Consider the following 23,119-nt stretch of genomic DNA (forward strand, 5'->3'; position numbering starts at 1 on the left):
TGATAAGAAAGGGGAATGACATTGCAGGTCAGACAAATGAAACAGAATGAACATGAGTTTTTTCTGAAGATGTTGTATGAGTCGATTCATATCACTGAGAATAAACCATCACAGGATGCGCTGTTATCAACAGATGAAATGAAGAAATATCATGAAGGTTGGGGCCGCGCAGGAGATGAGGTGCTGGTTGCTGAAGAGAACGGGGAATTGATCGGCGCAGTCTGGTACCGTCAGTTCACGAATGAAAATCAGGGCTACGGTTTTGTAGGTCCTGATGTACCTGAAATTGGCATGGCTGTGAAGTCAGAACAAAGAGGGCTTGGGGTTGGCAGAAAGCTGCTTGAAGAAGTGATTTCGCATGCAATGATTCAAGGGTATGAGTCCTTATCACTGAGTGTAGACCCTCATAACCATCAGGCTATTAAGCTTTATAAAGATTTCGGGTTTGAAAAAGTCGGAACCGTAGGAACATCGATTACGATGCAGGTATTCCTGACTGAAGCTGACCAGAGGATTAGAAATCTGCAGCGTACCGGATCAGCTTTCCAATCAAAAACAACCATTGATCAGCAGTCAAGAAGAAATCAACTTATCATTGGTGGAGTTACTTTATTATCAGGCATTTTGTTATTGATCGGGTCCTGGATTGCATCAGCGATTTATGCAGCAAGTCTGGATTCCTGGGACACAAGGTCCGGTAAGTTTTTTACCGCTATGCAGGAAACGAGTATTTTCCCACTGATACTCAGTGCGATTCTTTTGTTTACAGGCATCACATTTATTTTAAGAGAGTTTAATTATTCAATTATTAAGGGGGACACTTCACGTGATTAAAGTAGCGATGTTAAGCCGCTGGCACGTTCATGCGGATGATTACATAAAGGAAGCTTTGAGCAATCCGGATATTGAAGTAGCTGCAATATGGGATGAGGATGTTGAAAGAGGGGAAGCCTGGGCAAAAGAGCAGGGTATCCCATTTATAAAAGAACTGGATGATGTATTGTCTGACAGTGAAATTGATGGTGTCATTGTTGACACGCCGACCATGATGCACAGGGAAATCATTGTTAAAGCAGCCGCAAGCGGAAAACATATTTTTTCTGAAAAGGTACTTGGACTGACCGAGCAGGAATGTGAAGAGATCTTTAACGCTGCAGATGAATCAGGCGTCCACCTCATGCTTTCACTGCCAAGGCTGTCAGCGGATTATTACCTTTTTGGACAGCAGCTTGCTGATGAAGGGCAGCTTGGAAAAATTTCGTCTGTCAGATGCCGTGTTGCGCATGATGGAGCCGTTCCAAAAGGCGGAGGACAAGGGTGGCTGCCGCCTCACTTTTTAAAACAAGCTGGTACAGCAGGTGGATCACTGATTGATCTCGGTGCCCACCCGATTTACCTTGCGAACCGCCTGTGTGGTGAGCCTGTTGAAGTCAAATCAATGTTTCAGCACGTATACGGACATGAAGTAGACGATCAGTCAGCGGTGCTTGTGAAATATGAGAGCGGTCAGATGGCGATCCTTGAAACAGGGTTTGTCACAAGTGGTCTTTTCCAGCTTGAAATCCATGGGTCTGAGGGTGTGTATCTGGTTGAAGACAAGAACGCACGTTACAAAAACCTTTCAACTGATGGTGAATGGAAAGAAGCAGTATTGCCTGAGGGGCTTCCAAGTGCGATGGAGCAATGGATAGCTCAGATTGAAAAGGGACAAATTCCTTTTATTACAAGACAGGATATGCGCAGATTGACAAAGGTAAATGAGCTTGCCTATCAGCAATAATGAAACAGAAGCAGGGCTGATCAAATCCCTGCTTCTGTTTTTCGCTTGAAAGACAGGATAACGATCGACATCATGAGCAATAAAATGCCTGTCCAGGAGAGCAGTGACAGTGTTTCTCCGACAAGCATGACGCCTAATAAAGCTGCAGTCATCGGTTCTGCAAGTGATAGCGTCACTGCAGTAGACGATTTGATATCAGTCAGGCCCCTTGCAAACAGAAGATAGGCGATTGCCGTTGCGATTACTCCGATATAAAGCCCTGAACCGATGCCTTCAGGTGTTGCAATCCAGCTAAGGTCAAAGAACAGAAGGACAGGGGCGAGTATCATTGCAGCGAATGTGAAGACAACTGCTGTGACAGTGTCTGGAGAGTGTATAGTCAATAACTCTTTGCTGACAATTGTATAGGTCGCAAAAGCTGTTCCGGCTCCGAGTGCAAGCAGCATTCCGACCGGATCAACTGTAATCGCCTCCGGATTTGCAAATAAGAATACACAGCCGGTGATCGCAGTAAAGGTCGCGAGCCACCATGTGCGGGAAGGTATTCTTTTATATAAAAGAAATTCAAGCAGTCCCGCAATCACCGGAGCAGAGCCGATTGCAGTTACGGTTCCGACCGCAACCCCTGTTATCAGCACCGCTGAAAAGAAGAAAGGCTGATAAAACGCCATACATAATGCAGCAGCAAGTAGCGATTGCCGCGGCCAGCCTGAAAAAGAAAAATTCTTCTGCAGAATTGAAAATAATAGCAGCGCGCCGCCGCCAATACATAACCTGAAAGCGCCAAATGCGACCGGATGGGTATCATCAGGCGCAAAAGATTGTGCGGTCCCGGTCGTTCCCCAAAGGACAGCCGCACATAAAACGAAAAGAATAGAAGCAGATTTCATTAAACTCACCTGGTTTTCCTTTTCTTTTCAGTATAATAGGTAATGATTATTTCTGTAAAAGGAGATTAAATAAAAATGGTCAATGGACAGATCATCTAATATATGTCACATATGCAGAATGAAAAAAGCGCCTACGCGGCGCTTTTTTCTCTGTCTTTCTTGTTCTTTCTCGTTCGTTTAATATCAAGCCAGATTCCGAGTGCAATCGCGATCCATAAAAAAGGCTGATGAATGCTGAGCGGGGTATCAGTTTCTCCGCCGATCAGCTGCAGAAATACGACCAGTACTGAAAAGTAAATCGTCACCGGCAGACCGACCAGTTCGTCGCGCTTTGAAGCTTTCGGATCAAAGGTTACAATAGACACGGCTAAAAAAATGAAGAACGAAATAAAAAGTAGTCCCGTTGTCAGAAATGGTGTCACATCCGGAAAGAAAAATCGCACAAAAACCATTGAAAGCGAAGCAAGTGCGAGAAGTGAGCTAATTCGGTTTATCCATAATTTCATTGTTCATCCTCCTGAACTTTCTGCTTTAAGTATAGAAGAAAAAAGGGCAAATAAGCAAAAACTTTTCTCTTGACTATATGCCCCTAGGGGTATAATATAATCAATGTAATCATAAAGAGGTGGTGTTGAAGTGGAGTTTTTACTCGTTGCAGCAATCGTCATTGCATTCATTTCTATGTATAAGCGCTATGCACCTGTAAACGGTGTAGAGTGTGTACCTGAAGATCAGATGAATCAGTCAAAGATGGTTGTTGACTTAAGACCATATAATGACTCAACCGTAAACAGATATTCACCGTTTCAGCATATTCCATATGCCTATCTGAAACGATTTTATAAAGAACTGCCAAAAGAAAATATTCATGTCATTGCATCAGATCACGTAGACCTGAAGCTTGGCATCCGGTTTTTGAAAAGTAAAGGCTACAAGGTAGACAAAATGACTTTATTGAAACAGTCTCAGGCTAGAATGTTCAAATTAAAAAAATGTGGAGGTTTTTAACATGAAATCAATTATGCCAACAGAAGTAGAACAGAAGTTGAATGCAAATGAAGAACTGAATATCCTTGATGTAAGAGAAGCTGAAGAAGTACAGGGCGGCAAGATTCCTGGCGCGGTTAATATTCCGCTTGGTCTTCTTGAATTCCGTAAACAGGAGCTTGATAAATCCAAGGATTATATCGTTGTCTGTGCATCAGGCGGCCGCAGCACAATGGGCACACAGTACCTTGAAGGGCAGGGGTATAACGTAACGAATATGTCAGGCGGCATGATGAACTGGCAGGGGAAGACTGAATAACATTTTAGTAAGAGCCTGAGACAAGTCCCAGGCTCTTAGATCATATTGTAGGTTGTTGCATTGTTGTCAGAACTTGTCGCGATCGTCCTGAGAGTTGTAGTGATACACCCGGGAAGTTGTAGTAATCTCCTCTGGACTTGTAGCAATCAACGCTAAACCTGTAGCAATCCCTCATTTCTGATGAGGATAGGCTCATGAGATTAGTATCCCTTCTGATAGTCCACTACATTCACACTCAACTGTTCATCATCTACATAAGACTTCAGGTTAGGAACTAGGATATCTTTAATCACGCGGTCATTATAATATTCCGTTGATCCTGCAGTGTGCGGTGTGATGATGACATTCTCCATTTCCCAAAGCGGGCTGTCTTCAGGCAGTGGTTCAGTTGCAAATACGTCAAGACCGGCTCCGGCAATTTTGCCGTCTTTTAGTGCCTGGATCATGGCTTCCTCATCAATAATTTCCCCGCGGCCAATATTCACAAGAAAGCTTCCCTGCTTCATTTTGTTAAATGTTTCTGCAGTAAAGAGCCCGTGTGTTTCCTTAGTCAGCGGCAGCGTAATGACAATGTAATCGCAATCAGGCAGAATCTCATGCAGCTGATCCAACTTATACATGTCGTCAAAATGCTCTTCCTTTCCACCACTTCTTCGGAAGCCTGCAACTTCCATACCGAATGCTTTTGCAATTTTAGCGGTTTCTTTACCAATTGCCCCCGCACCTAAAAGGGCAAGTTTTTTTCCATGCAATTCAAGCTTTAACCCTGCATGGTGCCACTTTTTCTCCTGCTGCTGGCGGGTATATGTATGAATGTGTCTTGTCCAGCCGAGCATCATCGAAAAAATGGTTTCAGCGATCGGAAATGCATGGACACCATTGGCACTTGTCAGTTTCATATTGTGTTTTTCAAATTCCTCTAAAGGATGACTGTCGATTCCTGCACTCCATGACTGTACCCATTCAAGGTTTTCAGCCTGGTCAAGGTAAGGTGTCATTGCTTTTTTCCAGCCTGCTACTATGTCTGCATCCTTCAAGTGAGGACCCCACTGTTCTTCATCTTTTCCTGTCACAATTGTCCAATCAGGGGCGACTTTCTTCACTGCGCTCACCAGTTCTTCTTCAAGGTCATGTGCAAGAATTATTTTTTTTGGCATATTCATTCCTCCTATAATTTTCTATCATAATAGACAAATTCCACATTTAACGTATCTTCAACCGTCAATTTGACAAAAGAAAATTGTTTCTGCCTTCTTTTATCAGTCGCGGAGCCCGGGTTCAGCACCTGAAGACCATCGATCATTTTAAATGAAGGGATGTGGGAGTGACCATAGATCAGCATGTCAATCTGCTCGCCTGAAAAAGTTTCCAGCACTCTTTTTTCAGTTGTTTTCCCTTTCCCGTGACCATGAACAAGCCCAATCCTAAATGGACCTGCTTCAACAATCTGCTTTTCAGGCAGGCGGCTCGTGATGTTCTGATCATCTGCGTTCCCGTAAACACCGATTACCGGCGCAAACTCTTCAAGTGCATGAATGACCTTCACTGTGTTAAAGTCACCCGCATGAAGAATCAGTTCTGCATCCGTTAATTCCTCTATCAGTCGGGGTGGAAGTGCCTTAGCCATTCTTGGCATATGTGTATCTGACAATACAATGATTTTCAAATCTTTCACACCTTTGATTTTTACGTGTTAAACTAACATTAATTATCAATCAATTCAGATGGAACGTAAAGGAGATCAACTTATGGAGTTATATCAGGGAGAAGCTGTCAGAAAGTCAGACAGTGAAAAAATACAATATGTAATCCGGCAAATGACAGAAAATCAATTTGATGAATTTAAATCTTTTCAATATAGCATTGTATCAGCGCTTGAAGATCAGACAACACTTCAGCCACTGACAGATGAAGAAATTCAATATGTACAGGGAGAGGGAGGCATCCTTCTTGGCGTATATGCAGAAGAACAGCTGATTGCAGTGCGTGCACTATTATTTCCAGGCGAGCATGAGGACAATCTGGGCAGAGACCTCGGCCTGTCTTATGAAGAGCAGATGAGAGTCGTGCATCAGGAAATTTCACTGGTAGATCCGGACTATCGCGGGAATGGTCTTCAGCAGACCATGGCGAAAGTGATCATGCAGGAATTGAAATTTACCAACCCGTACTTTGAACATGTTTGCTGTACCGTATCACCTGCAAATCTGCCGAGTATGCGCGATAAGTTCAAGCAGGAAATGATTGTAGTCGACGTAAAAGACAAGTATGGCAGCATGCCGCGTTATATTTTTTATAAACCGCTCAAACAAAAGCTTTTTGTCGATAAAGATTCTTATATTTTTGTCAGAACTGATAAAACAGGCCGTCAGAGAGACTTCATGGCTTCAGGGTACGTTGGTGTTGGGATCAGTAACACAGCCCTCGGCACATGGCTTGCCATGGCACGGTTAAAAGAATCAGTCTGAATGTTTAAATGAAAAAGAGAAGGGTAGAATCCTATATAAATACAAACATACAACAGGAGGCTATTTACCATGGCGCAAAACTATAACACTAAAAGTGATGGCAGCAGCAAACTATTAACGGGTGTACTTGTTGGAGCGGCAGTTGGAGCTGCGATTGCACTTCTTGACAGCAACACAAGAGAACAGGTGAAAACTGGAAGTAGAAACGTTGGATCTTCTACAAGCGGATTTGTACGTAACGTAAAAGAAAATCCAGGTGAATTTAAAAATGACCTTTCAGGACGTTTCCAGTCAGCTGTCTCAACGTTGAAAAATGCGATGAACGAAGCACAATCACTTTATGAAAAAGTAAACGAAGACGTCGTTCCACAGGTTGAAGCAATCCGCGAAAGCGCTTCTGAAATTGCTGATACAGCAAAAGAAGCAACTGAAGACGCAAAAGGTATCGGCAGTCAGGTTGCAGATGCAGGATCTGAAGTGAAAGAAGGCGTTTCTTCTTCAGCAGGATCAACAAACTCTTCCAATGACTCAGTTGTTCAACTGAACAAAAAAAGCCAAAACACAGTAGATGCAACACCGCAGGGAGACATTCCAGGCGATGTTGGCCGTGATAAATAATTGATGAGAAAAAAGGAATCGCCTGGGGCGATTCCTTTTTTTAGGAGACTCGCTGGGTCGGGGTTCAGTATGCCGCTTGAAACCTTCACTTATAAAAATAACAACCCTGCAACTGCACCAGTCAACACGACAAGCCATGGTGGCAGTTTCCAGAATACGAGCATGCTGAATAGAAAAGCAGCTAATACAAAGTGGATCGGTTCTATGATTGAGCTTGTCCAGATCGGGAAGTAGAAGGCTGAGATCAGAATGCCGACTACTGCTGCGTTGACGCCCATGAAGGCTGCTTTCATTTTTGGGTTTGTTCTAAGTGAATTCCAGAATGGCAGTGCACCTAGAATTAATAGAAATGCAGGCAGGAAGATCGCTGCAGTAGCAAGCAGTCCGCCCTGCCAGCCGCCAATTACTGCGCCGATATAGGCTGCAAATGTGAATAGTGGTCCTGGGACTGCCTGTGCAGCACCATAGCCTGCAAGAAATTCTTCTTCAGTCAGCCAGCCTGTTGGAACAAATTCACGTTCCAATAGTGGAAGAACGACGTGTCCGCCTCCGAATACAAGTGAACCTGAACGGTAAAAACTGTCGAACATTGCAATCCAGTTTGCTGTCGTTATTTCCCGAGCAATTGGTAAAATGGCAAGCAGTGCAAAGAACAACGTCAATAGTGCTGCGCCTGTCATTTTTGAAACCGGAAATTTAAATTCAGGATTCTCGTCAGATGTATCACCTTTAAAAAGAAAGAATCCTGCGATACCGGCAATGACAATGGCAACAACCTGACTGATTGTTGTTTGCCACAGCAGCGTGACAGACAGTGCCAGCAGGGCCATTGCTTTTCGCTTTAGATCAGGCGTAAGATTCTTTGCCATTCCCATGATGGCATGGGCAACGACTGCGACAGCTACAATTTTTAGTCCCTGAAGCCAGCCTGCATTTGAAACGTCAAAGCTTGAGACGATCATTGCAAAGATGATTAGCGCAATGACAGAAGGCATGGTGAAGCCGATAAAGGATACAATTCCACCGAGTATGCCGCCGCGCATAACGCCGATTCCGATTCCTACCTGAGAACTTGCAGGTCCCGGCAGGAACTGACTGAGTGCGACCAGATCAGCGTAGGTTTTGTCAGTCACCCATTTTCTTCTCTCAATATATTCATCTCTGAAGTAACCGAGGTGGGCGATCGGTCCGCCAAATGAGGTTAATCCGAGACGGAGCGATACAAGTAAAATTTCAAGTAGTGAGCCTTGTCTTTTCATATGAATCTCCCTTCTAGTCCTTGATTTCCCTAAAGAGTTCGTATGCTTTGCTGCGGGCTTCCTTTAGCACTTCTTCACCGCGTGCAGTGGCCGTATAGTATTTTCTGATATGACCCTCTACTTTTCGGTCTTCTTTTAACAAAAGTCCGTCTGCCTCCATTGAATGAAGAATAGGATAGAGTGTGCCTGCACTGATTTCGTAGCCGTGTTCACGTAATTCCTCTGTCATCCAGGCGCCGTAGACCGGGTGCTCTGAAGCGTGGTGAAGAATATGGATCTGGATAAATCCAAGGAACAGTTTTCGCAGTATTTTATCATCCATACACATATCTCCTTTCTTTAATGAAATCGTTATTCGATATCGGAAATCGATATTAGAATTTTATCAGGGCTTTAAGCTGTTGTGAAGGGAAGGATATGGATCTTAACATTAAATTTACATGGTCATATTGATGAGGTAAGGAGGAGGTATTGAATGGCATCTGCCAGCCGCGCATATATTGGCAAATAAAAAGCCCCCGCATTGATTGCGGAGGCGTATCATTTATGAGTTTGTTGATTGTGCAAGTCTTACAAGCATGTGTGCGAGCTGGTGACGCTGATCTTTATCGCCAAGCTTCCATAGTTCCTGAAGAAGCTTTTCTTCACGGTTACGGGGTTCTTCATTTTTAGCCAGGTAATCTCCGACTCTTTCAGCGCCTTTTGCAAGTGCCTCTTCACCAAGTCCGAGTTTTTCACCTTTAGATACCTGATCGCCTAAGTAATCTTTAAAGCGATCAAAGCTCTGTAAGATTTCTTCTTTCTTTTCCGGCTCTGTCTGACGTGCTTCTTTTTCTACTTTGTTTTGGATATCCATGATCAAACCTCCAGTAATATTTTTCTTGTTTTGCTATATTGGATACTTTCCCGGGTGACATTATTTTAAACATCATCACAACCGGTCAAAAAATAAGAATTGTATGAATGTTTAAGCTGTAACCTTGTCGGGACATGCAATAACTGCTATCTTTATAAAAAACTATTTTAAAAGGGGGCGGATCAGTTGCAGCAGGACCGATACTCACGACAGGAGCTTTTTAAGCCGATCGGGTCTACGGGGCAGGAAGCGCTAAGCGGGAAGCACGTACTCATCATCGGCGCTGGTGCGCTCGGAACAGGGGCCTCTGAAGCGCTGGTAAGGGCCGGAATAGGAAAAGTGACGATTATTGACCGGGACTACGTTGAATGGAGTAATCTGCAGCGTCAGTCTTTATATAGTGAAGAAGATGCACGTAAAAAAATGCCTAAGGCGATCGCGGCCAAATATAGACTTGAGCAGGTTAACAGTTACGTGGAGATTCAGGCAGTTGTAGCGGATATCACGTATAAAGATTTGCTGAAGCATGCGGAGAAAAGCGATTTAATTATCGATGCGACTGATAATTTTGAGACAAGGTTTGTTATCAATGATGTAGCGCAGAAATTAGAGCTGCCGTGGATTTACGGAGCGTGTGTCGGCGGTACTGGTATGAGCTTTACGGTTGTGCCGGGTGTCACACCATGCTTTAACTGTCTTTGGGAAACAACGCCGCCGACAGGTCAAACGTGTGATACTGCAGGTATTATCAGTCCGGCAGTTATGATGGTGACGGCTCATCAGACAGCAGATGCACTGAAAATACTGACAGGAAACAGCGATGCGCTAAGCGGAAAACTGGTGACATTTGATGTCTGGCAGAACGATTACCAGTCGATTGGCGTGTCGAGGCTGAAGAAAGCAGAGTGTCCTTCATGTGGGGAGGAGCCGACTTATCCATATTTATCAATGGAAACAGCAATGAAAACAGCTGTTTTATGCGGGCGGGATACCGTACAAATCCGGCCTGCTGAGAAAAAAAGCGTGGACCTCGGTGATTTACATACAATCTTCTCAACACAGGGACTTCCTGTTCAGTACAACCAGTTTCTCATCAGTATCACATTTGATCCATACAGAATGGTGATCTTCAAAGATGGCCGTGTACTGATTCACGGAACCAGTGATAAAAAAGAAGCAAAAAAGGTGTACCATAAAGTATTTAATTGATAAAAGCGGGCTCCCACATTCAGCTTCAGAAGGGGACCCGCTTTTTTAATCGTTGAAAAGTGCTGTGTTTTCACAAATCAATTAAGGGAATGGTAAGATTAATTAAAGTATAGAGGACATCACTTTACCAAGATCCATTAATATATCTGCACAGCTGATGATTCTCGCTGCAATCATCAGCCAACTTTAATGACGTTAAGCGGAAAGAAGATATGACGATGACCAAGATCATTTATTTTATCATTATCGTGACATTTATCGATACATTCATTCAGCTTCCGGTGATGACACCTTACGCAATCAGCCTTGGTGCGACAGAAACAATGGCCGGCTTGATTATTGCCGTTTATTCAGCGCTGAATATGGTTGGGAATATAGCGGGCGGATACGCAGTGGACCGATACGGAAGAAAGCCGGTTCTGGTGATCGGAACAGTTCTTTCTGCTGCAGTTCTTTTATTTTATCCGCTTGCACAGGATGCAGGGCAATTGCTTGTAGTCAGAGCGGTTCATGGTGTTGTGAGCGGTCTTTTAATCCCATGTGTGTTTGCGATCGCCGGTGACGATGCAGCGAAAAGAAGCACGAAACCGATGGCCTATATTGGTGCCGGGATCGGGAGTGCCGCGATTTTAGGACCGGCAGCAGGCGGTATTCTTGCAGCTAATGGGTTAACGGATGCTGTGTTTTATTCTGTGGCCGCGCTGTTTACGATTTGTATCTGGCTGACAGTGAAGTGTGTATCTGAGTCATTTAGAGAAAGAGAAAGAAAAGCAATTGTAGGGGCACCAATCATGGAACTGTTAAAGCACAAAAAGCTCCAGCAGGCATCACTCGCCGCTTTTGCGCTGATGGTCAGTAATGGAACGCTTGCATTCGCCCTTCCGTTAAAAGCGGAGGATCTCGGATTAACTCAGGCGTCTGCAGGAATCTGGCTAAGCATATTCGGTGTCACAGCTGTCATTATTTTTATGTCAAAACTGAACAAAGTATATGACGTATTCACCGCTGAGAAACTGACGGCGACAGGGCTGATCACGATTGGGCTCATTCTTGGGCTGATTCAGTGGATTGCGCTGCCGGCAGTGATTCCGGTGCTGATGTTTATTTACGGGATCGGATTTGCGCTTATCTTCCCATCTATGAATCAGATGGTGACTGATATGTCTAATAAAGCCACAAGAGGGAAGGCTTTCGGCATTTTTTATTCCTTCTTCTCTGCAGGTGTTGTAGCAGGATCAAGCTTAGCGGGGGTTGTCAGTGAAAAAGCAGGCCTGCCTTTTACCGGCGGCGCTGCTTTGATACTGACGGTCAGTCTACTTTTTATTGCAATTGGAAAGCGGCGTTAAAGCTTCATCTCGGGGCTTCTGTCACGCGTGAAGTCACCGTTCTTCCCGCCTGTTTTTTCAGCGAGGAAGGTCGGTCCGATCACCATTCCTTTGTCAGAAGCCTTGCACATATCATAAATGGTGAGCGCGCACACTGAAGCAGCGGTGAGGGCTTCCATTTCAACGCCTGTACTGCCTTTTGTCTTGACTGAAGCTGAAATGTTCAGTTCATAGCGGGAAGTAAGGTCCCACTCAAAGGACAGGTCAATTCCGCTTAAAGAGAGCGGGTGGCACATTGGGATAATCGTTGAAGTCTGTTTGGCTGCCATGATGCCCGCAACCTGTGCAACAGCCAGCACATCACCTTTTTTAGACGTACCGTTTTGAATGTGCTGATAGATTTCTTCATTGACGACAATACTTGAATGCGCAACCGCAATTCTCACTGTCTGCTGCTTATCAGAAATATCAACCATTCTGGCGCGGCCCTGTTCATTAAAATGCGTTAAATCCGACACATAGATCACCTCATTACATTAATACAACCATTGTAGCACGATCAGAAAGGAGCAGATGACATGATTGAACAACGTAAGCCGATTCCTGTTGCAGAGGCTGTTCAAAAAATCATTGCAAAAAACATAACGTCTAAAACAGAAAACGTACATATACAGCAGGCACTTGGAAGAACACTTGCAGAAGATCTGGTTGCAACTCATCCCGTGCCGCCTTTTGACCGGTCTCCCTATGACGGATTTGCTGTCCGTTCAGCAGATACTGAAAATGCTTCACGGGAGAACCCGCTGGACTTTAAGGTAACTGAAACAATTGGTGCGGGTTCTGTTCAAAGTATGCCGGTCGGGAAGTTTCAGGCTGCACGCATTATGACAGGTGCGATGATGCCTGCAGAGTGTGATGCGGTTGTGATGCTTGAATTAACGTCAGAGCCGGAGCCGGGTGTGATGCGACTCAAGCGTTCGTTTAATAAAGGGGATAACATTTCTTTTCAGGGTGAAGATGCTGCAGAGGGGACGGTGCTTGTGGAAAATGGAGCACTCATCAACCCCGGTACGATTGCTCTTCTTGCGACCTTTGGCTATGAATACATAACTGTAGCTGCTAAGCCGGTTGTAGGCGTACTTGCGACTGGATCTGAGCTGCTGGAAGTAGATGAGCCGCTAGAGCCAGGTAAAATCAGAAATAGTAATGCACTGATGGCAGCCGCTCAAATTGAAAGAGCGGGAGCAGAAGTCAAGATGCTCGGCAAGCTGTCTGATGACCTTGAAGCATGCTATGAATCTGTAAAACGTGCAATGAAAGAGGTAGATATCCTCATTACCACTGGCGGTGTCTCAGTCGGTGATTTCGACTTTTTGCCTGAAGTATATAAGCGCCTTGAAGCAGAAGTGTTATTCAATAAAGTTGCCATGCGGCCTGGAAGCGTGACGACTGTTGCGCATAAAGACGGTCAGTTTCTTTTTGGACTGTCAGGTAATCCGTCTGCGTGCTATGTCGGTTTTGAACTGTTCACAAGACCGGTGATTCAGCAGATGCTTGGAAATCCAAAGCCTCATCTGCCGCTCGAGGATGCAGTGCTTGGTGCGGATTTTACAAAGCCCAACCCGTTTACCCGATTTGTCAGAGGTAAGCTGACCATCAAAAATGGCAGGCTTGAAGCAAGTCCGTCAGGGTTTAATAAATCAAGTGCTGTCAGTTCACTCGCAGCAACAAATTGTCTGATTGTATTGCCTGGAGGCACAAGAGGATTTACAGCAGGTGACCAGGTGAGGGTTGCGCTGCTTGAAACGGCTGAAGGAAGCGAAATGCCATGGTAGTGCCGGTTCTTCAAGTGATCGGCTATCAAAACAGCGGGAAAACGACTGTCATGGGTCATTTGCTGAAAAAAGCCGCCGCGCATGGAATAAAAGCTGGAACAATCAAGCATCATGGTCACGGAGGTGCGCCTGATTATGCTGATTCCGAAAAAGATAGCAGCCGTCACTTTCAGGCAGGAGCTACAATCAGTACAGTGGAGGGTGAAGGGGCCGTCATCATAGAATCAGAGAGCGGATTGACAGATTTAGAGAATCTGCTCACTTTTTACAGGACCCTCCCCCTTCATGTTATCCTTGTAGAAGGGTATAAAAAGGAATCATACAGTAAAATCGTTGTGATTCGTCAGCAGGAAGATACCGCACTGCTCGATCAGTGTACACATATAAAAGCCGTGATTTCAGCGGTGCCAATTGACCGTCCGGATCTTGCAGTATTTGATTATCAGGACGTAACAGCATACACAGAATGGTTTAGAAACTGGTTAAAGGAGGCTTAACTGCTATGTTTGAAGTCACATCTGAGCCGCTTTCAATTGAAGCGATCTCACAAAAAGTTGTACGCCCTGAAGCAGGGGCAGTCGTTACTTTTACAGGAACGGTCAGGGAATTCACAAAAGGAAAACGAACGCTTTACTTAACATATGAAGCTTATGCCTCTATGGCTGAAAAGCAGCTTAAAAGAATCGGAGATGAAATTGCCACGCGCTGGCCTGACGCTGTGACGGCAATCTCTCATCGAACGGGGAAACTTGAAATCTCAGATATTGCAGTTGTCATTGCGGTATCAACCCCTCATAGAAAAGACGCATATGAAGCAAACGAATATGCCATTGAACGGATCAAACAGATCGTACCTATCTGGAAAAAAGAGAAATGGGAAGACGGGGAAGAGTGGATCGGTGATCAGCTTGAAACAAATGCCGGTGTTCCTGAAAAGGAGGAAATAAGATGATCAGAGTGAATTGTTTTGCTCACCTGAAGGAGCTTGCAGGTGGACATCATATTGAGATTGACCGCAAAGAAATGTCAGTGAAAGAGCTGCTTGAAGATGTACAGAATCGCTATCACATTCAGACGGATTCAGTCCTCGTTGCGATTAATGAGGAGTATGCGCTCCCTGGTGATCAGGTAACTGAACATGACACAGTTGCCCTGATTCCGCCGGTGAGCGGGGGATGAATATTACAGGAGCTGTCATGGCAGGCGGGGAGTCACGGCGCTTTGGCCGCCCGAAAGCTTTTGCTGTCTTAGAAGGCAGTCGCTTTTACGAAAGGTCAGTACATACACTGGCTTCTGTATGCAATGAAGTCGTGTTATCAGTCAGGGAAGACCAGCTGAATGATTTTCCTGACTTTCCGGGGAAGCTTGTGACAGATGTTGCGCCTTATAAATCGTGTGGACCGCTTGGCGGATTATTCGCACTGATGACCAAGGTGGATGCTGAAGTGATCGTTACACTGCCATGTGATATGCCGCTGTTTGAACAAGAAGATGCTGAAAAACTGTTGAACGATTTTAGTAATCGTAAGGGTTTACAGGCACTAGTTCCTTCGGTAGACGGGAAGCTGCAGCCGCTATCAGCTGTCTATTCACGAAGCTGTCTGCCGGTGATTCAAGCTCAGCTTGAAAAAGGAAATTACCGTATGAGAAGCTTCTTTGACGAGATCAGCTGGGTGGAAGTGCCGCATACTGACCTTGGAATCAATGAAGAAGCCTTTAGTAATATCAATGACCAGGAGGCATATGGGCAATTATTGCGAGATGCACAGAGGAGGATGACGGATGGAACCGATTAAAGATTTTTACCAGCGACCGCTGCATGATATTCGAATTTCCGTTACCGATCAGTGTAACTTCCGGTGCGGATACTGCATGCCCGCAGAAATTTTCGGACCGGATTTTGCTTTTATGCCAAAAGAGCAGTATCTGACTTTTGATGAAATTGAAAAGCTTGTCAGCGCAATGAGTGAAATGGGCGTTGAAAAAGTCAGGCTGACAGGCGGGGAACCGCTTCTCAGAAAAGACCTGCATGAATTAATTGCAAAACTGACAAAAATTGAAGGAATTAAAGATATTGCCTTAACAACAAACGCTATGATGCTGCCGAAGTTTGCAGGGAAACTGAAAGCTGCGGGTCTGCAGCGTGTGAATATCAGTATGGATGCCATTGAAGAGGAAGTATTTAAAAAAATGAACGGCCGGAATGTCAGCACAAAGCCGGTCATTAAAGGGATAGATGCCGCACTTGACGCAGGACTTGAAGTGAAAATCAATATGGTTGTGCAAAAAGGTGTAAATGACGATCAGATCTTGCCAATGGCACGCTATTTTAAAGAGCGCGGTGTGATGCTCAGGTTTATTGAATTCATGGATGTCGGCAGCACAAATGGCTGGAAAATGTCCTCTGTCGTCACCAAAAAAGAAATCATTGATCTGCTGAATGAAGAATTTGAAGTGGAGCCTGCTGATCCGAATTATTACGGTGAAGTGGCAGACCGCTATATTTATAAAGGAACAGATACTGAAGTCGGTGTAATCTCATCTGTCTCAGATTCATTCTGTTCAACCTGTACACGCGCAAGGCTGTCAGCAGACGGTAAAATGTATACATGCCTTTTTGCAACAGAAGGGCACGACCTGAAAGAAGCAGTTCAAACGAAAAATCACAGTGAGCTTGTTGAAGCAGTATCTTCAATCTGGCGCGTGAGAAAAGATCGTTACTCTGATGAAAGAACAGAAGAAACAGCGAAGAACCGCCCTAAGATTGAGATGTCTTATATCGGCGGATAGAGGAGCTGAATTCATTTGCATGAAGAACATAAAAAGCAGGCCCCAAGCTCAGTCGCCTGCAAAGTGATAACAGTGAGTGATACAAGAACAGAAGAAACCGACAAAAGCGGCCGGCAGATGAAAGAGATGCTTCAGGCTTCCGGTCATGAAGTAGCTGCTTATGAAATCGTAACGGATGAAATCATTCTGATTCAGCAGGCGGTGAAAGCCGGTCTGATGGATGACGGGATTCAGGCGGTGCTCGTCAACGGCGGCACCGGATTAGCGATGCGGGATATAACGATTGAAGCCGTTACACCGCTTTTTGATAAAGAGATCCCTGGGTTTGGTGAACTGTTCCGGTACTTAAGCTACACAGAGGATATCGGGTCAGCAGCCATGATGTCCCGTGCAGTTGCGGGAACTGCAGGCAGAACAGCTGTGTTTTCAACACCCGGATCAACAGGGGCAGTGAAGCTTGCAATGGAGAAATTGATTCTGCCTGAGCTTGGACATGTGATACGGGAATTGAATAAAGACTGACCGTAAGCCGCGGCCCTTCTGGGGGTCGCGGCTTTTTTGGGGTTTGTTGCTGTTTTGGCTGGAGATGTAGCAATCTGTGTCAGAGTTGTAGCGATACACCCGGGAACTTGTAGCAATCAGCGCCGAACTTGTAGCAATCCACCCCAAAACCTGTACCATTCCTAATCAGACCTCTTCCTTAAAAAAATTGTCGAAAATATGTCTTTTTTCAGAGAATCTAGTTTCACGAAACATGTCTCAGGGTATTTATGACCAGGTGCGAAAACTAAATATTTTTAAAAACAGCTGTTTTTTTCAGCGGAAATCCATTACGGGGGAGAGATCAATGTGTCAGGTCAAATTAACGTAACGATTAACGGTAAACCGGCTGTAATCAGCGAACATCTATCTGCAATGCAGGCATTAGAAGACCACCAGACAGAAGTTCCATCTGTTTGTTATCACCCGAGTCTCGGTGCAATTGAGACATGTGATACGTGTATTGTAAAAGTGAACGGAGAGTTTGTACGTTCATGTTCTACACAGTTAAAAGAAGGCGACGCGATTGATGGCGTCTCAGCAGATGTAAAAGAAGCTCAGGTCGTCGGAATGGACCGGATTCTGAGAAATCACGAACTATACTGTACAGTGTGTGATTACAACAACGGCACGTGCGAAATACATAACACCGTCAAGGACATGAAAGTTAATCACCAGAGTATGCCCTTTGAAGAAAAGCCTTATGAAGTCGATGATTCAAACCCATTTTACCGCTATGACCCGGACCAGTGTATTCTATGCGGTCGCTGTGTTGAAGCCTGTCAGGACGTTCAGGTAACAGAAACACTGACGATTGACTGGACGCTGAAAAAGCCCCGTGTCATCTGGGATAAAAACTCAAAAATCAATGAATCATCATGTGTATCATGTGGTCACTGTTCAACAGTCTGCCCTTGTAATGCAATGATGGAAAAAGGGATGGAAGGCGAAGCAGGATTCCTGACGGGTCTTGCGAAAAACACCCTCCGCCCGATGATTGAAATTACGAAAAATGTTGAAACAGGCTATGGTTCAATTCTTGCCATTTCAGATGCGGAATCTGCAATGCGTGAAGACCGTATTAAAAAGACAAAGACAGTCTGCACATACTGTGGTGTCGGCTGCAGCTTTGATATTTGGACGAAGGACCGCAAAATTCTTAAGGTGGAGCCTTCTATTGATGCGCCTGCAAACGGAATCTCCACTTGTGTGAAAGGTAAATTCGGCTGGGATTTCGTCAACAGCGAATCAAGAATTACAAAGCCTTTAATCCGTGAAGGTGATGCATTCCGTGAAGCTGAGTGGGATGAAGCGCTGAACCTTGTTGCTTCAAAAATGAAGGAGCATAAAGAAAACAGCGGTGCTGATTCAATGGCTTTTATCAGTTCTTCAAAATGTACAAATGAAGAATCGTATGTCATGCAGAAGCTTGCGCGCGGTGTCATCGGGACAAATAACGTGGATAACTGCTCACGCTACTGTCAGACACCTGCAACAATGGGTCTTTTCCGAACAGTCGGTCACGGTGGTGACTCAGGCTCGATCACTGATATCGCACAGGCAGGACTGGTGCTGATTGTCGGCTCTAACACAGCTGAATCCCACCCGGTACTTGCTACACGTGTCAAACGTGCGCATAAGCTTCACGGCCAGCGTTTACTCGTGTCAGATATCAGAAAGCACGAAATGGCCGATAGAGCGGACCTGTTTTTCCAGCCAAAGCCTGGATCTGATCTTGTCTGGCTTTCAGCTGTCACGAAATATATCGTTGACCAGGGCTGGGCGGATGAGTCATTCCTGAATAACCGTGTAAATGGACTTCAGGAATATGTCGACAGTCTTGAGAAATTCACATTGGACTATGCGTCAAAAGCAACTGGTCTTTCAAAAGAGACGCTGATTCAGATTGCTGAAGAAGTTCACAATGCGAAAACGACATCAGTTCTCTGGGCAATGGGTGTGACGCAGCACTCAGGCGGAAGTGACACAAGTACAGCCATTTCAAACCTTCTACTAATCACTGGTAACTATGGTAAGCCTGGCGCGGGAAGCTATCCGCTGCGCGGTCATAATAACGTTCAGGGTGCAAGTGATTTCGGCAGTATGCCTGACCGTTTCCCAGGTTACGAAAAAGTGGCTGATGATGAAGTCAGAGCGAAATACGAAAAAGCATGGAATTCAACAATCCCTGCTGAACCTGGCTTGAACAATCACGAAATGATTGATGCAATCCATGACGGCAACCTGAAAATGATGTATCTGAAGGGTGAAGACATGGGAATTGTTGATTCTAATATCAACTATGTGCACGAAGCATTTGAAAAGCTTGATTTCTTCGTCGTACAGGATATCTTCCTCTCAAAAACGGCTGAATTTGCAGATGTTGTCCTTCCTGCAAGTCCGAGTCTTGAGAAAGATGGCACATTTACAAATACTGAAAGACGTGTCCAGCGACTCTACCAGGCACTTGAACCGCTTGGTGATTCAAGACCTGACTGGGAGATTATTCAGGATCTTGCAAACCGTCTTGGTGCAGGTTGGAACTATACGCACCCAAGTGAAATCATGGAAGAAGCAGCATCACTTGCACCGCTATATGCCGGCGTAACGTATGAACGTCTTGAAGGATATAAGAGCCTTCAGTGGCCAGTTGCAGCAGATGGAACTGATTCACCGCTTCTGTTCCTTGAGGACTTCCCGTTCCCTGATGGAAAAGCAAGACTCTTCCCGGTGGACTGGACGAAGCCGCTTGAGTTTGACGAAGAATATGACATTCACGTCAATAACGGTCGTCTGCTTGAGCATTTCCATGAAGGAAACATGACGTATAAGTCTAAAGGAATTAAATCGAAAACACCTAATGTATTCCTTGAAGTGTCTGAAGAACTTGCAAAAGACAGAGGGCTTGAAGATGGAACACTTGTCAGACTGACTTCTCCATATGGTGCGCTCAAGGTTGAATGCCTCGTCACGGACCGGGTGAAGGGTAAAGAAGTGTATCTGCCAATGAATGATAACGGTGAAGGTGCGATCAACTATTTGACCAGCTCACAGGCTGATAAAGACACAGATACACCGGCCTATAAAGAAATCAGCGCGAAGATGGAAGTGCTGAAGCCTAAAGGTGAAAGACCGATTCCAAGAACGAATCACCGGAATGGTAACCCGCAGCCGCAGCTTGGTGTCAGAGTCGATAAAAAATGGGCGCGTAAAGATTACGTATTCCCTGGAGACCTTGTGAAACTTCGAAAGGAGGCGTCTAAGCGTGGCTAAAGCAACTAAAGTGATACATCGCATGGAGTTCAGTGAGGAAGAGATCCGGCAGCGTGACTTTGAGGAGCTGAAGACCAGACTCCTTGAAAATAAAGAAGCAATCCATGAGCTCTTTGACATGATTGAACATATGCAAAAAAGAGGTGTGCTCGATATGGGCACTTCTCTATTTGCTGAAGGTGACAAAGTCCTTGATGTCATTGTAAAGACACTGGATTCTGAAGAAACCACCAACAGTCTTAAAAACCTTCTGCTCATGGTCGGCACACTTGGTACGCTGAACGTGCAGCAGCTTGAACCGCTGATTTTAAAAGTAAATGCGGGTATTGCACGTGTAGCGGAGCTGGATGAAAAAAACGAACAGGGTGGATATTTCACCCTTCTGCGCTCCTTAAATGATCCGGAAGTGAAACGCGCAATGGCAGTAGGTGCTGCATTTCTAAAAGGGCTTGGCGTCAAGCAGGATGATTATGAAAGAACGACTCAAAGCTCTGCAGATCAGAAGATGGAAGAAAGTCATGACCAAAAAGAAAATGAAGACTGGAACGGTGATATCTTTACGACTGAATATCACACGATGAATAACAATCAGGCGCCGGTCAGAAATGACTCCGGTTCCTCCAGTAAAAGCAGCTGGCTGTTGCCGGCAGGAATTGCACTCGCTGCAATTCCACTGTATTTCCTGAAGAAAAAATAAGTGTGAAGATCCCGGGCGCTAAGCCCGGGGAAAACTGAAGGGGGAACAATCATGGCCGAAAAAAAGCTTAAAAACCGCTGGCTGATTGCTGCGTCAGCGGTAGGTATTCATATTTCAATCGGATCTGTTTATTCATGGAGTGTATTTTCCAATCCTTTGAATGAAAAACATGGATGGGAATCGAGTGACATCGCGCTGATTTTTAGTATCGCAATCTTATTTTTAGGTCTTTCAGCCGCTTTCATGGGACATTTTGTTGAAAAACACGGTCCGAGAAAATCCGGAATGATTGCAGCGGTCAGTTTTGGAATTGGGATGATCGGTTCCGGCTTTGCAGATGGAATCGGGAACTTATATCTGCTGTATTTCTTTTATGGTGTATTAGGTGGTATCGGGCTTGGTATCGGTTATATTACGCCGGTTTCAACACTTGTTAAGTGGTTCCCGGACAGACGGGGTCTTGCAACCGGGCTTGCGATTATGGGATTCGGTTTTGCTTCAATGATTGCCAGTCCGGTCATGGAAGCTCTAATCAATAGTATTGGCATTTCAGGAACATTTTACTTACTTGGAGCAATTTATTTTGTCTTAATGTTCAGCTCTTCTCTTTACCTGGAAAAGCCGCCTGAAGATTATGTTCCTGAAGGTATGACGCAGGAAGAAAAGAAAGAAAAACAGGAGAACAAAGACACAGGGGATCTTGCCCAATTAACAGCCAATGAAGCCGTTAAAACTGTTCGCTTCTGGGCGCTTTGGATCATGCTATTCATTAACGTAACCTGCGGAATTGCAATCATTTCAGTAGCATCGCCAATGGCACAGTCCATTGCAGGAATGACAGCAGGTGCTGCGGCACTTATGGTAGGAATTATGGGTGTATTCAACGGCCTTGGCCGACTTGGATGGGCTTCTGCCTCGGATTACATTGGCCGTCCGAATACGTATACCACCTTCTTTGTGCTTCAGATCGCTGCTTTTATAATGTTACCAAACGTAACGAATGCACTGATTTTCCAAATTCTGATTTTTGTTATCCTATCATGTTACGGTGGAGGGTTTGCCTCAATCCCGGCCTTTATCGGTGATCTTTTTGGTACAAAACAGCTTGGTGCAATCCACGGTTACATCTTAACAGCATGGGCAGCGGCGGGACTTGTAGGTCCAAGTGTTGTAACGAGAATTGAAGAGGCGACAAACAGCTATGCATTGACAATGTATATTTTTACAGGGGCATTTGTTGTAGCACTTGTCGTATCTCTGTTAATTCGTGTTAATATTAAGAAAATACGTGAAGAAAATGCTGCAACGGCTGAAGCAACAAGCTGATGCTGTCAGTCCGGGCTTACCTTAGCCCGGACTTTTCTAACTTGAAAGGAGGGACCCCGATGAGCGCTGATTCCGTTAAACGCAGAAATATTCTGCGAGTAACTGATGGCGAAGGTGAATGGGTTGAAGATTCAATCGTTACTGAACAGGTGTTAACCATTAAGCTCAATGGAGAAGAGTTTGTGACAGTGGTCTGCTCGCCTGAATACATGGAAGATCTGGCTGTCGGTTATCTTGCATCAGAGGGTGTGATCCGTTCTGAAAAAGATATCAGTTCAGTTAGACTGGATGCAAAAGGCGGATTTATTCATGTAAAAGCTGAACATCTTAACCCGCTCTATGGTTCACTGCAGAATAAGCGCTATATTACGTCATGCTGCGGAGGGAGCCGTCAGGGATTCGTCTTTGCCAGTGATGCGATGACGGCAAAAACAATGACAGAACTCAGCGTGAAGCTTCATCCTGACCAGTGTTTCCAGCTGATGCAAAAGCTTCAGTATTCCGCCGAGACTTTTAGACAAACAGGTGGCGTGCATAATGCGGCATTGTGCACTGAAGATGATATTGTTCTCAGCCGTATGGATATCGGCCGGCACAATGCATTGGATAAAATATACGGACACTGTCTGCGCAATGATATTTCTGTTAAAAACAAAGTCATTGTGTTCAGCGGCAGGCTGTCTTCTGAAATCCTCCTCAAGGTTGCAAAAATCGGCTGTGAAATGGTCATCTCAAAATCAGCACCAACCGAACGCGCACTGGACCTGGCCGAAGAACTGAATATGACAACAGTCGGCTTTGTAAGAGGGAATTCTTTTAACGTCTACACCTGCCCTGAAAGAATCCGCTTGAAAGAAGCACCTGTGTATTAAAATTAGCATCAAATAAACAGTCCATATGTAAAAATGATACAAGAATCGCATGAAAAATCTAGTGAAGCGCAGCGG

General features: G+C 44.9%; 26 protein-coding genes and 1 pseudogene. 19 read left to right on the top strand and 8 right to left on the bottom strand.

Annotation, left to right across the window (positions count from 1 at the left end; translation table 11 throughout):
• Positions 1–36: 36 nt before the first annotated feature.
• Both ACH6CZ_RS12705 and ACH6CZ_RS12710 read left to right on the top strand, forming a co-directional pair.
• Entirely contained in the window at positions 37–834 is a 798-nt protein-coding gene (locus ACH6CZ_RS12705; protein WP_374097842.1) for a GNAT family N-acetyltransferase, read from the top strand.
• The gene (locus ACH6CZ_RS12710) at positions 827–1,780 is read left to right on the top strand and encodes a Gfo/Idh/MocA family protein (RefSeq protein WP_374097843.1); all 954 of its coding nucleotides are present in this window, start codon (positions 827–829) and stop codon (positions 1,778–1,780) included. Before ACH6CZ_RS12705 ends, ACH6CZ_RS12710 begins: the two co-directional genes overlap by 8 nt.
• 20 nt (positions 1,781–1,800) lie before the next feature.
• Here the strand turns inward: ACH6CZ_RS12710 and ACH6CZ_RS12715 are convergent, their stop codons facing one another.
• Together ACH6CZ_RS12715 and ACH6CZ_RS12720 are read right to left on the bottom strand one after the other, a co-directional pair.
• Positions 1,801–2,670 (bottom strand): EamA family transporter, encoded by an 870-nt coding sequence (locus ACH6CZ_RS12715; RefSeq protein ID WP_374097844.1) that lies wholly within the window; start codon positions 2,668–2,670, stop codon positions 1,801–1,803.
• Between the two features lie 131 nt (positions 2,671–2,801).
• Positions 2,802–3,176, bottom strand: a complete 375-nt coding sequence (locus ACH6CZ_RS12720; protein ID WP_374097845.1) for a hypothetical protein — start codon at positions 3,174–3,176, stop codon at positions 2,802–2,804.
• A gap of 130 nt (positions 3,177–3,306) precedes the next feature.
• Here ACH6CZ_RS12720 and ACH6CZ_RS12725 point away from each other — a divergent pair, with 130 nt between their 5' ends.
• Positions 3,307–3,678 carry a sulfurtransferase gene (locus ACH6CZ_RS12725; RefSeq protein ID WP_374097846.1) on the top strand — a complete coding sequence of 124 codons (372 nt, stop codon included), beginning with the start codon at positions 3,307–3,309 and terminating at the stop codon, positions 3,676–3,678.
• 1 nt (position 3,679) lies between these two features.
• Complete coding sequence (locus ACH6CZ_RS12730) at positions 3,680–3,976, top strand: rhodanese-like domain-containing protein (RefSeq protein WP_374097847.1); 297 nt, start codon at positions 3,680–3,682, stop codon at positions 3,974–3,976.
• A 200-nt stretch (positions 3,977–4,176) separates the two neighbouring features.
• Here ACH6CZ_RS12730 and ACH6CZ_RS12735 read toward each other — a convergent pair whose 3' ends face one another.
• A complete protein-coding gene (locus ACH6CZ_RS12735; protein WP_374097848.1) occupies positions 4,177–5,133 on the bottom strand; it encodes a D-2-hydroxyacid dehydrogenase in 957 nt (318 codons plus the stop codon).
• 11 nt (positions 5,134–5,144) lie between these two features.
• Positions 5,145–5,642 carry a metallophosphoesterase family protein gene (locus ACH6CZ_RS12740; protein ID WP_374097849.1) on the bottom strand — a complete coding sequence of 166 codons (498 nt, stop codon included), beginning with the start codon at positions 5,640–5,642 and terminating at the stop codon, positions 5,145–5,147.
• Positions 5,643–5,724: 82 nt separating this feature from the next.
• Between ACH6CZ_RS12740 and ACH6CZ_RS12745 the strand changes: the two genes are divergently transcribed.
• Together ACH6CZ_RS12745 and ACH6CZ_RS12750 are read left to right on the top strand one after the other, a co-directional pair.
• On the top strand, positions 5,725–6,444 hold the full coding sequence (locus ACH6CZ_RS12745; RefSeq protein ID WP_374097850.1) for a GNAT family N-acetyltransferase: 720 nt from the start codon (positions 5,725–5,727) through the stop codon (positions 6,442–6,444).
• Between the two features lie 69 nt (positions 6,445–6,513).
• Complete coding sequence (locus tag ACH6CZ_RS12750; RefSeq protein WP_374097851.1) at positions 6,514–7,062, top strand: YtxH domain-containing protein; 549 nt, start codon at positions 6,514–6,516, stop codon at positions 7,060–7,062.
• 89 nt (positions 7,063–7,151) lie between these two features.
• Here the strand turns inward: ACH6CZ_RS12750 and chrA are convergent, their stop codons facing one another.
• The 3 genes from chrA to ACH6CZ_RS12765 form a co-directional block, all read right to left on the bottom strand.
• Complete coding sequence (gene chrA, locus ACH6CZ_RS12755) at positions 7,152–8,321, bottom strand: chromate efflux transporter (protein ID WP_374097852.1); 1,170 nt, start codon at positions 8,319–8,321, stop codon at positions 7,152–7,154.
• Between the two features lie 13 nt (positions 8,322–8,334).
• Complete coding sequence (locus ACH6CZ_RS12760; protein ID WP_374097853.1) at positions 8,335–8,643, bottom strand: PadR family transcriptional regulator; 309 nt, start codon at positions 8,641–8,643, stop codon at positions 8,335–8,337.
• A gap of 222 nt (positions 8,644–8,865) precedes the next feature.
• Complete coding sequence (locus ACH6CZ_RS12765; RefSeq protein WP_374097854.1) at positions 8,866–9,177, bottom strand: DUF3243 domain-containing protein; 312 nt, start codon at positions 9,175–9,177, stop codon at positions 8,866–8,868.
• Positions 9,178–9,363: 186 nt separating this feature from the next.
• Between ACH6CZ_RS12765 and ACH6CZ_RS12770 the strand changes: the two genes are divergently transcribed.
• Together ACH6CZ_RS12770 and ACH6CZ_RS12775 are read left to right on the top strand one after the other, a co-directional pair.
• Positions 9,364–10,386 (top strand): MoeB/ThiF family adenylyltransferase, encoded by a 1,023-nt coding sequence (locus ACH6CZ_RS12770; protein ID WP_374097855.1) that lies wholly within the window; start codon positions 9,364–9,366, stop codon positions 10,384–10,386.
• A 218-nt stretch (positions 10,387–10,604) separates the two neighbouring features.
• On the top strand, positions 10,605–11,732 hold the full coding sequence (locus tag ACH6CZ_RS12775) for an MFS transporter (protein WP_374097856.1): 1,128 nt from the start codon (positions 10,605–10,607) through the stop codon (positions 11,730–11,732).
• Here ACH6CZ_RS12775 and moaC read toward each other — a convergent pair.
• Entirely contained in the window at positions 11,729–12,229 is a 501-nt protein-coding gene (gene moaC, locus ACH6CZ_RS12780; protein ID WP_374097857.1) for a cyclic pyranopterin monophosphate synthase MoaC, read from the bottom strand. The two genes, ACH6CZ_RS12775 and moaC, sit on opposite strands and share 4 nt — an antisense overlap.
• 60 nt (positions 12,230–12,289) lie before the next feature.
• Between moaC and ACH6CZ_RS12785 the strand changes: the two genes are divergently transcribed.
• The 11 genes and pseudogenes from ACH6CZ_RS12785 (at position 12,290) to fdhD (ending at position 23,044) form a co-directional block, all read left to right on the top strand.
• Positions 12,290–13,546 (top strand): molybdopterin molybdotransferase MoeA, encoded by a 1,257-nt coding sequence (locus ACH6CZ_RS12785; RefSeq protein WP_374097858.1) that lies wholly within the window; start codon positions 12,290–12,292, stop codon positions 13,544–13,546.
• A complete protein-coding gene (gene mobB, locus ACH6CZ_RS12790; protein WP_374097859.1) occupies positions 13,540–14,043 on the top strand; it encodes a molybdopterin-guanine dinucleotide biosynthesis protein B in 504 nt (167 codons plus the stop codon). The genes ACH6CZ_RS12785 and mobB overlap by 7 nt, the downstream gene beginning before the upstream one ends.
• Before the next feature lie 5 nt (positions 14,044–14,048).
• Entirely contained in the window at positions 14,049–14,498 is a 450-nt protein-coding gene (locus ACH6CZ_RS12795; RefSeq protein ID WP_374097860.1) for a molybdenum cofactor biosynthesis protein MoaE, read from the top strand.
• Positions 14,495–14,725, top strand: coding sequence for a MoaD/ThiS family protein (locus tag ACH6CZ_RS12800; RefSeq protein WP_374097861.1), 231 nt, complete (start codon positions 14,495–14,497; stop codon positions 14,723–14,725). The genes ACH6CZ_RS12795 and ACH6CZ_RS12800 overlap by 4 nt, the downstream gene beginning before the upstream one ends.
• Positions 14,722–15,342: a molybdenum cofactor guanylyltransferase gene (mobA, locus tag ACH6CZ_RS12805; RefSeq protein WP_374097862.1), complete on the top strand. Its 621-nt coding sequence runs from the start codon at positions 14,722–14,724 to the stop codon at positions 15,340–15,342. The genes ACH6CZ_RS12800 and mobA overlap by 4 nt, the downstream gene beginning before the upstream one ends.
• Positions 15,329–16,336 carry a GTP 3',8-cyclase MoaA gene (moaA, locus tag ACH6CZ_RS12810; protein WP_374097863.1) on the top strand — a complete coding sequence of 336 codons (1,008 nt, stop codon included), beginning with the start codon at positions 15,329–15,331 and terminating at the stop codon, positions 16,334–16,336. The genes mobA and moaA overlap by 14 nt, the downstream gene beginning before the upstream one ends.
• Positions 16,337–16,345: 9 nt before the next feature.
• Positions 16,346–16,858 carry a MogA/MoaB family molybdenum cofactor biosynthesis protein gene (locus tag ACH6CZ_RS12815; protein WP_374098003.1) on the top strand — a complete coding sequence of 171 codons (513 nt, stop codon included), beginning with the start codon at positions 16,346–16,348 and terminating at the stop codon, positions 16,856–16,858.
• A 327-nt stretch (positions 16,859–17,185) separates the two neighbouring features.
• Complete coding sequence (gene fdhF, locus ACH6CZ_RS12820) at positions 17,186–20,149, top strand: formate dehydrogenase subunit alpha (protein WP_374097864.1); 2,964 nt, start codon at positions 17,186–17,188, stop codon at positions 20,147–20,149.
• Positions 20,142–20,678, top strand: a pseudogene (locus ACH6CZ_RS12825) (helical membrane plugin domain-containing protein); the annotation flags it as partial. The gene fdhF and the pseudogene ACH6CZ_RS12825, both read left to right, overlap by 8 nt.
• A gap of 219 nt (positions 20,679–20,897) precedes the next feature.
• Positions 20,898–22,172, top strand: a complete 1,275-nt coding sequence (locus ACH6CZ_RS12830) for an L-lactate MFS transporter (RefSeq protein ID WP_374097865.1) — start codon at positions 20,898–20,900, stop codon at positions 22,170–22,172.
• Positions 22,173–22,231: 59 nt separating this feature from the next.
• Positions 22,232–23,044, top strand: a complete 813-nt coding sequence (fdhD, locus tag ACH6CZ_RS12835; protein WP_374097866.1) for a formate dehydrogenase accessory sulfurtransferase FdhD — start codon at positions 22,232–22,234, stop codon at positions 23,042–23,044.
• The last annotated feature ends 75 nt before the right edge of the window (positions 23,045–23,119 follow it).

The organism is Jeotgalibacillus sp. JSM ZJ347, from assembly GCF_044383825.1.
Lineage (GTDB): Bacteria > Bacillota > Bacilli > Bacillales > Jeotgalibacillaceae > Jeotgalibacillus.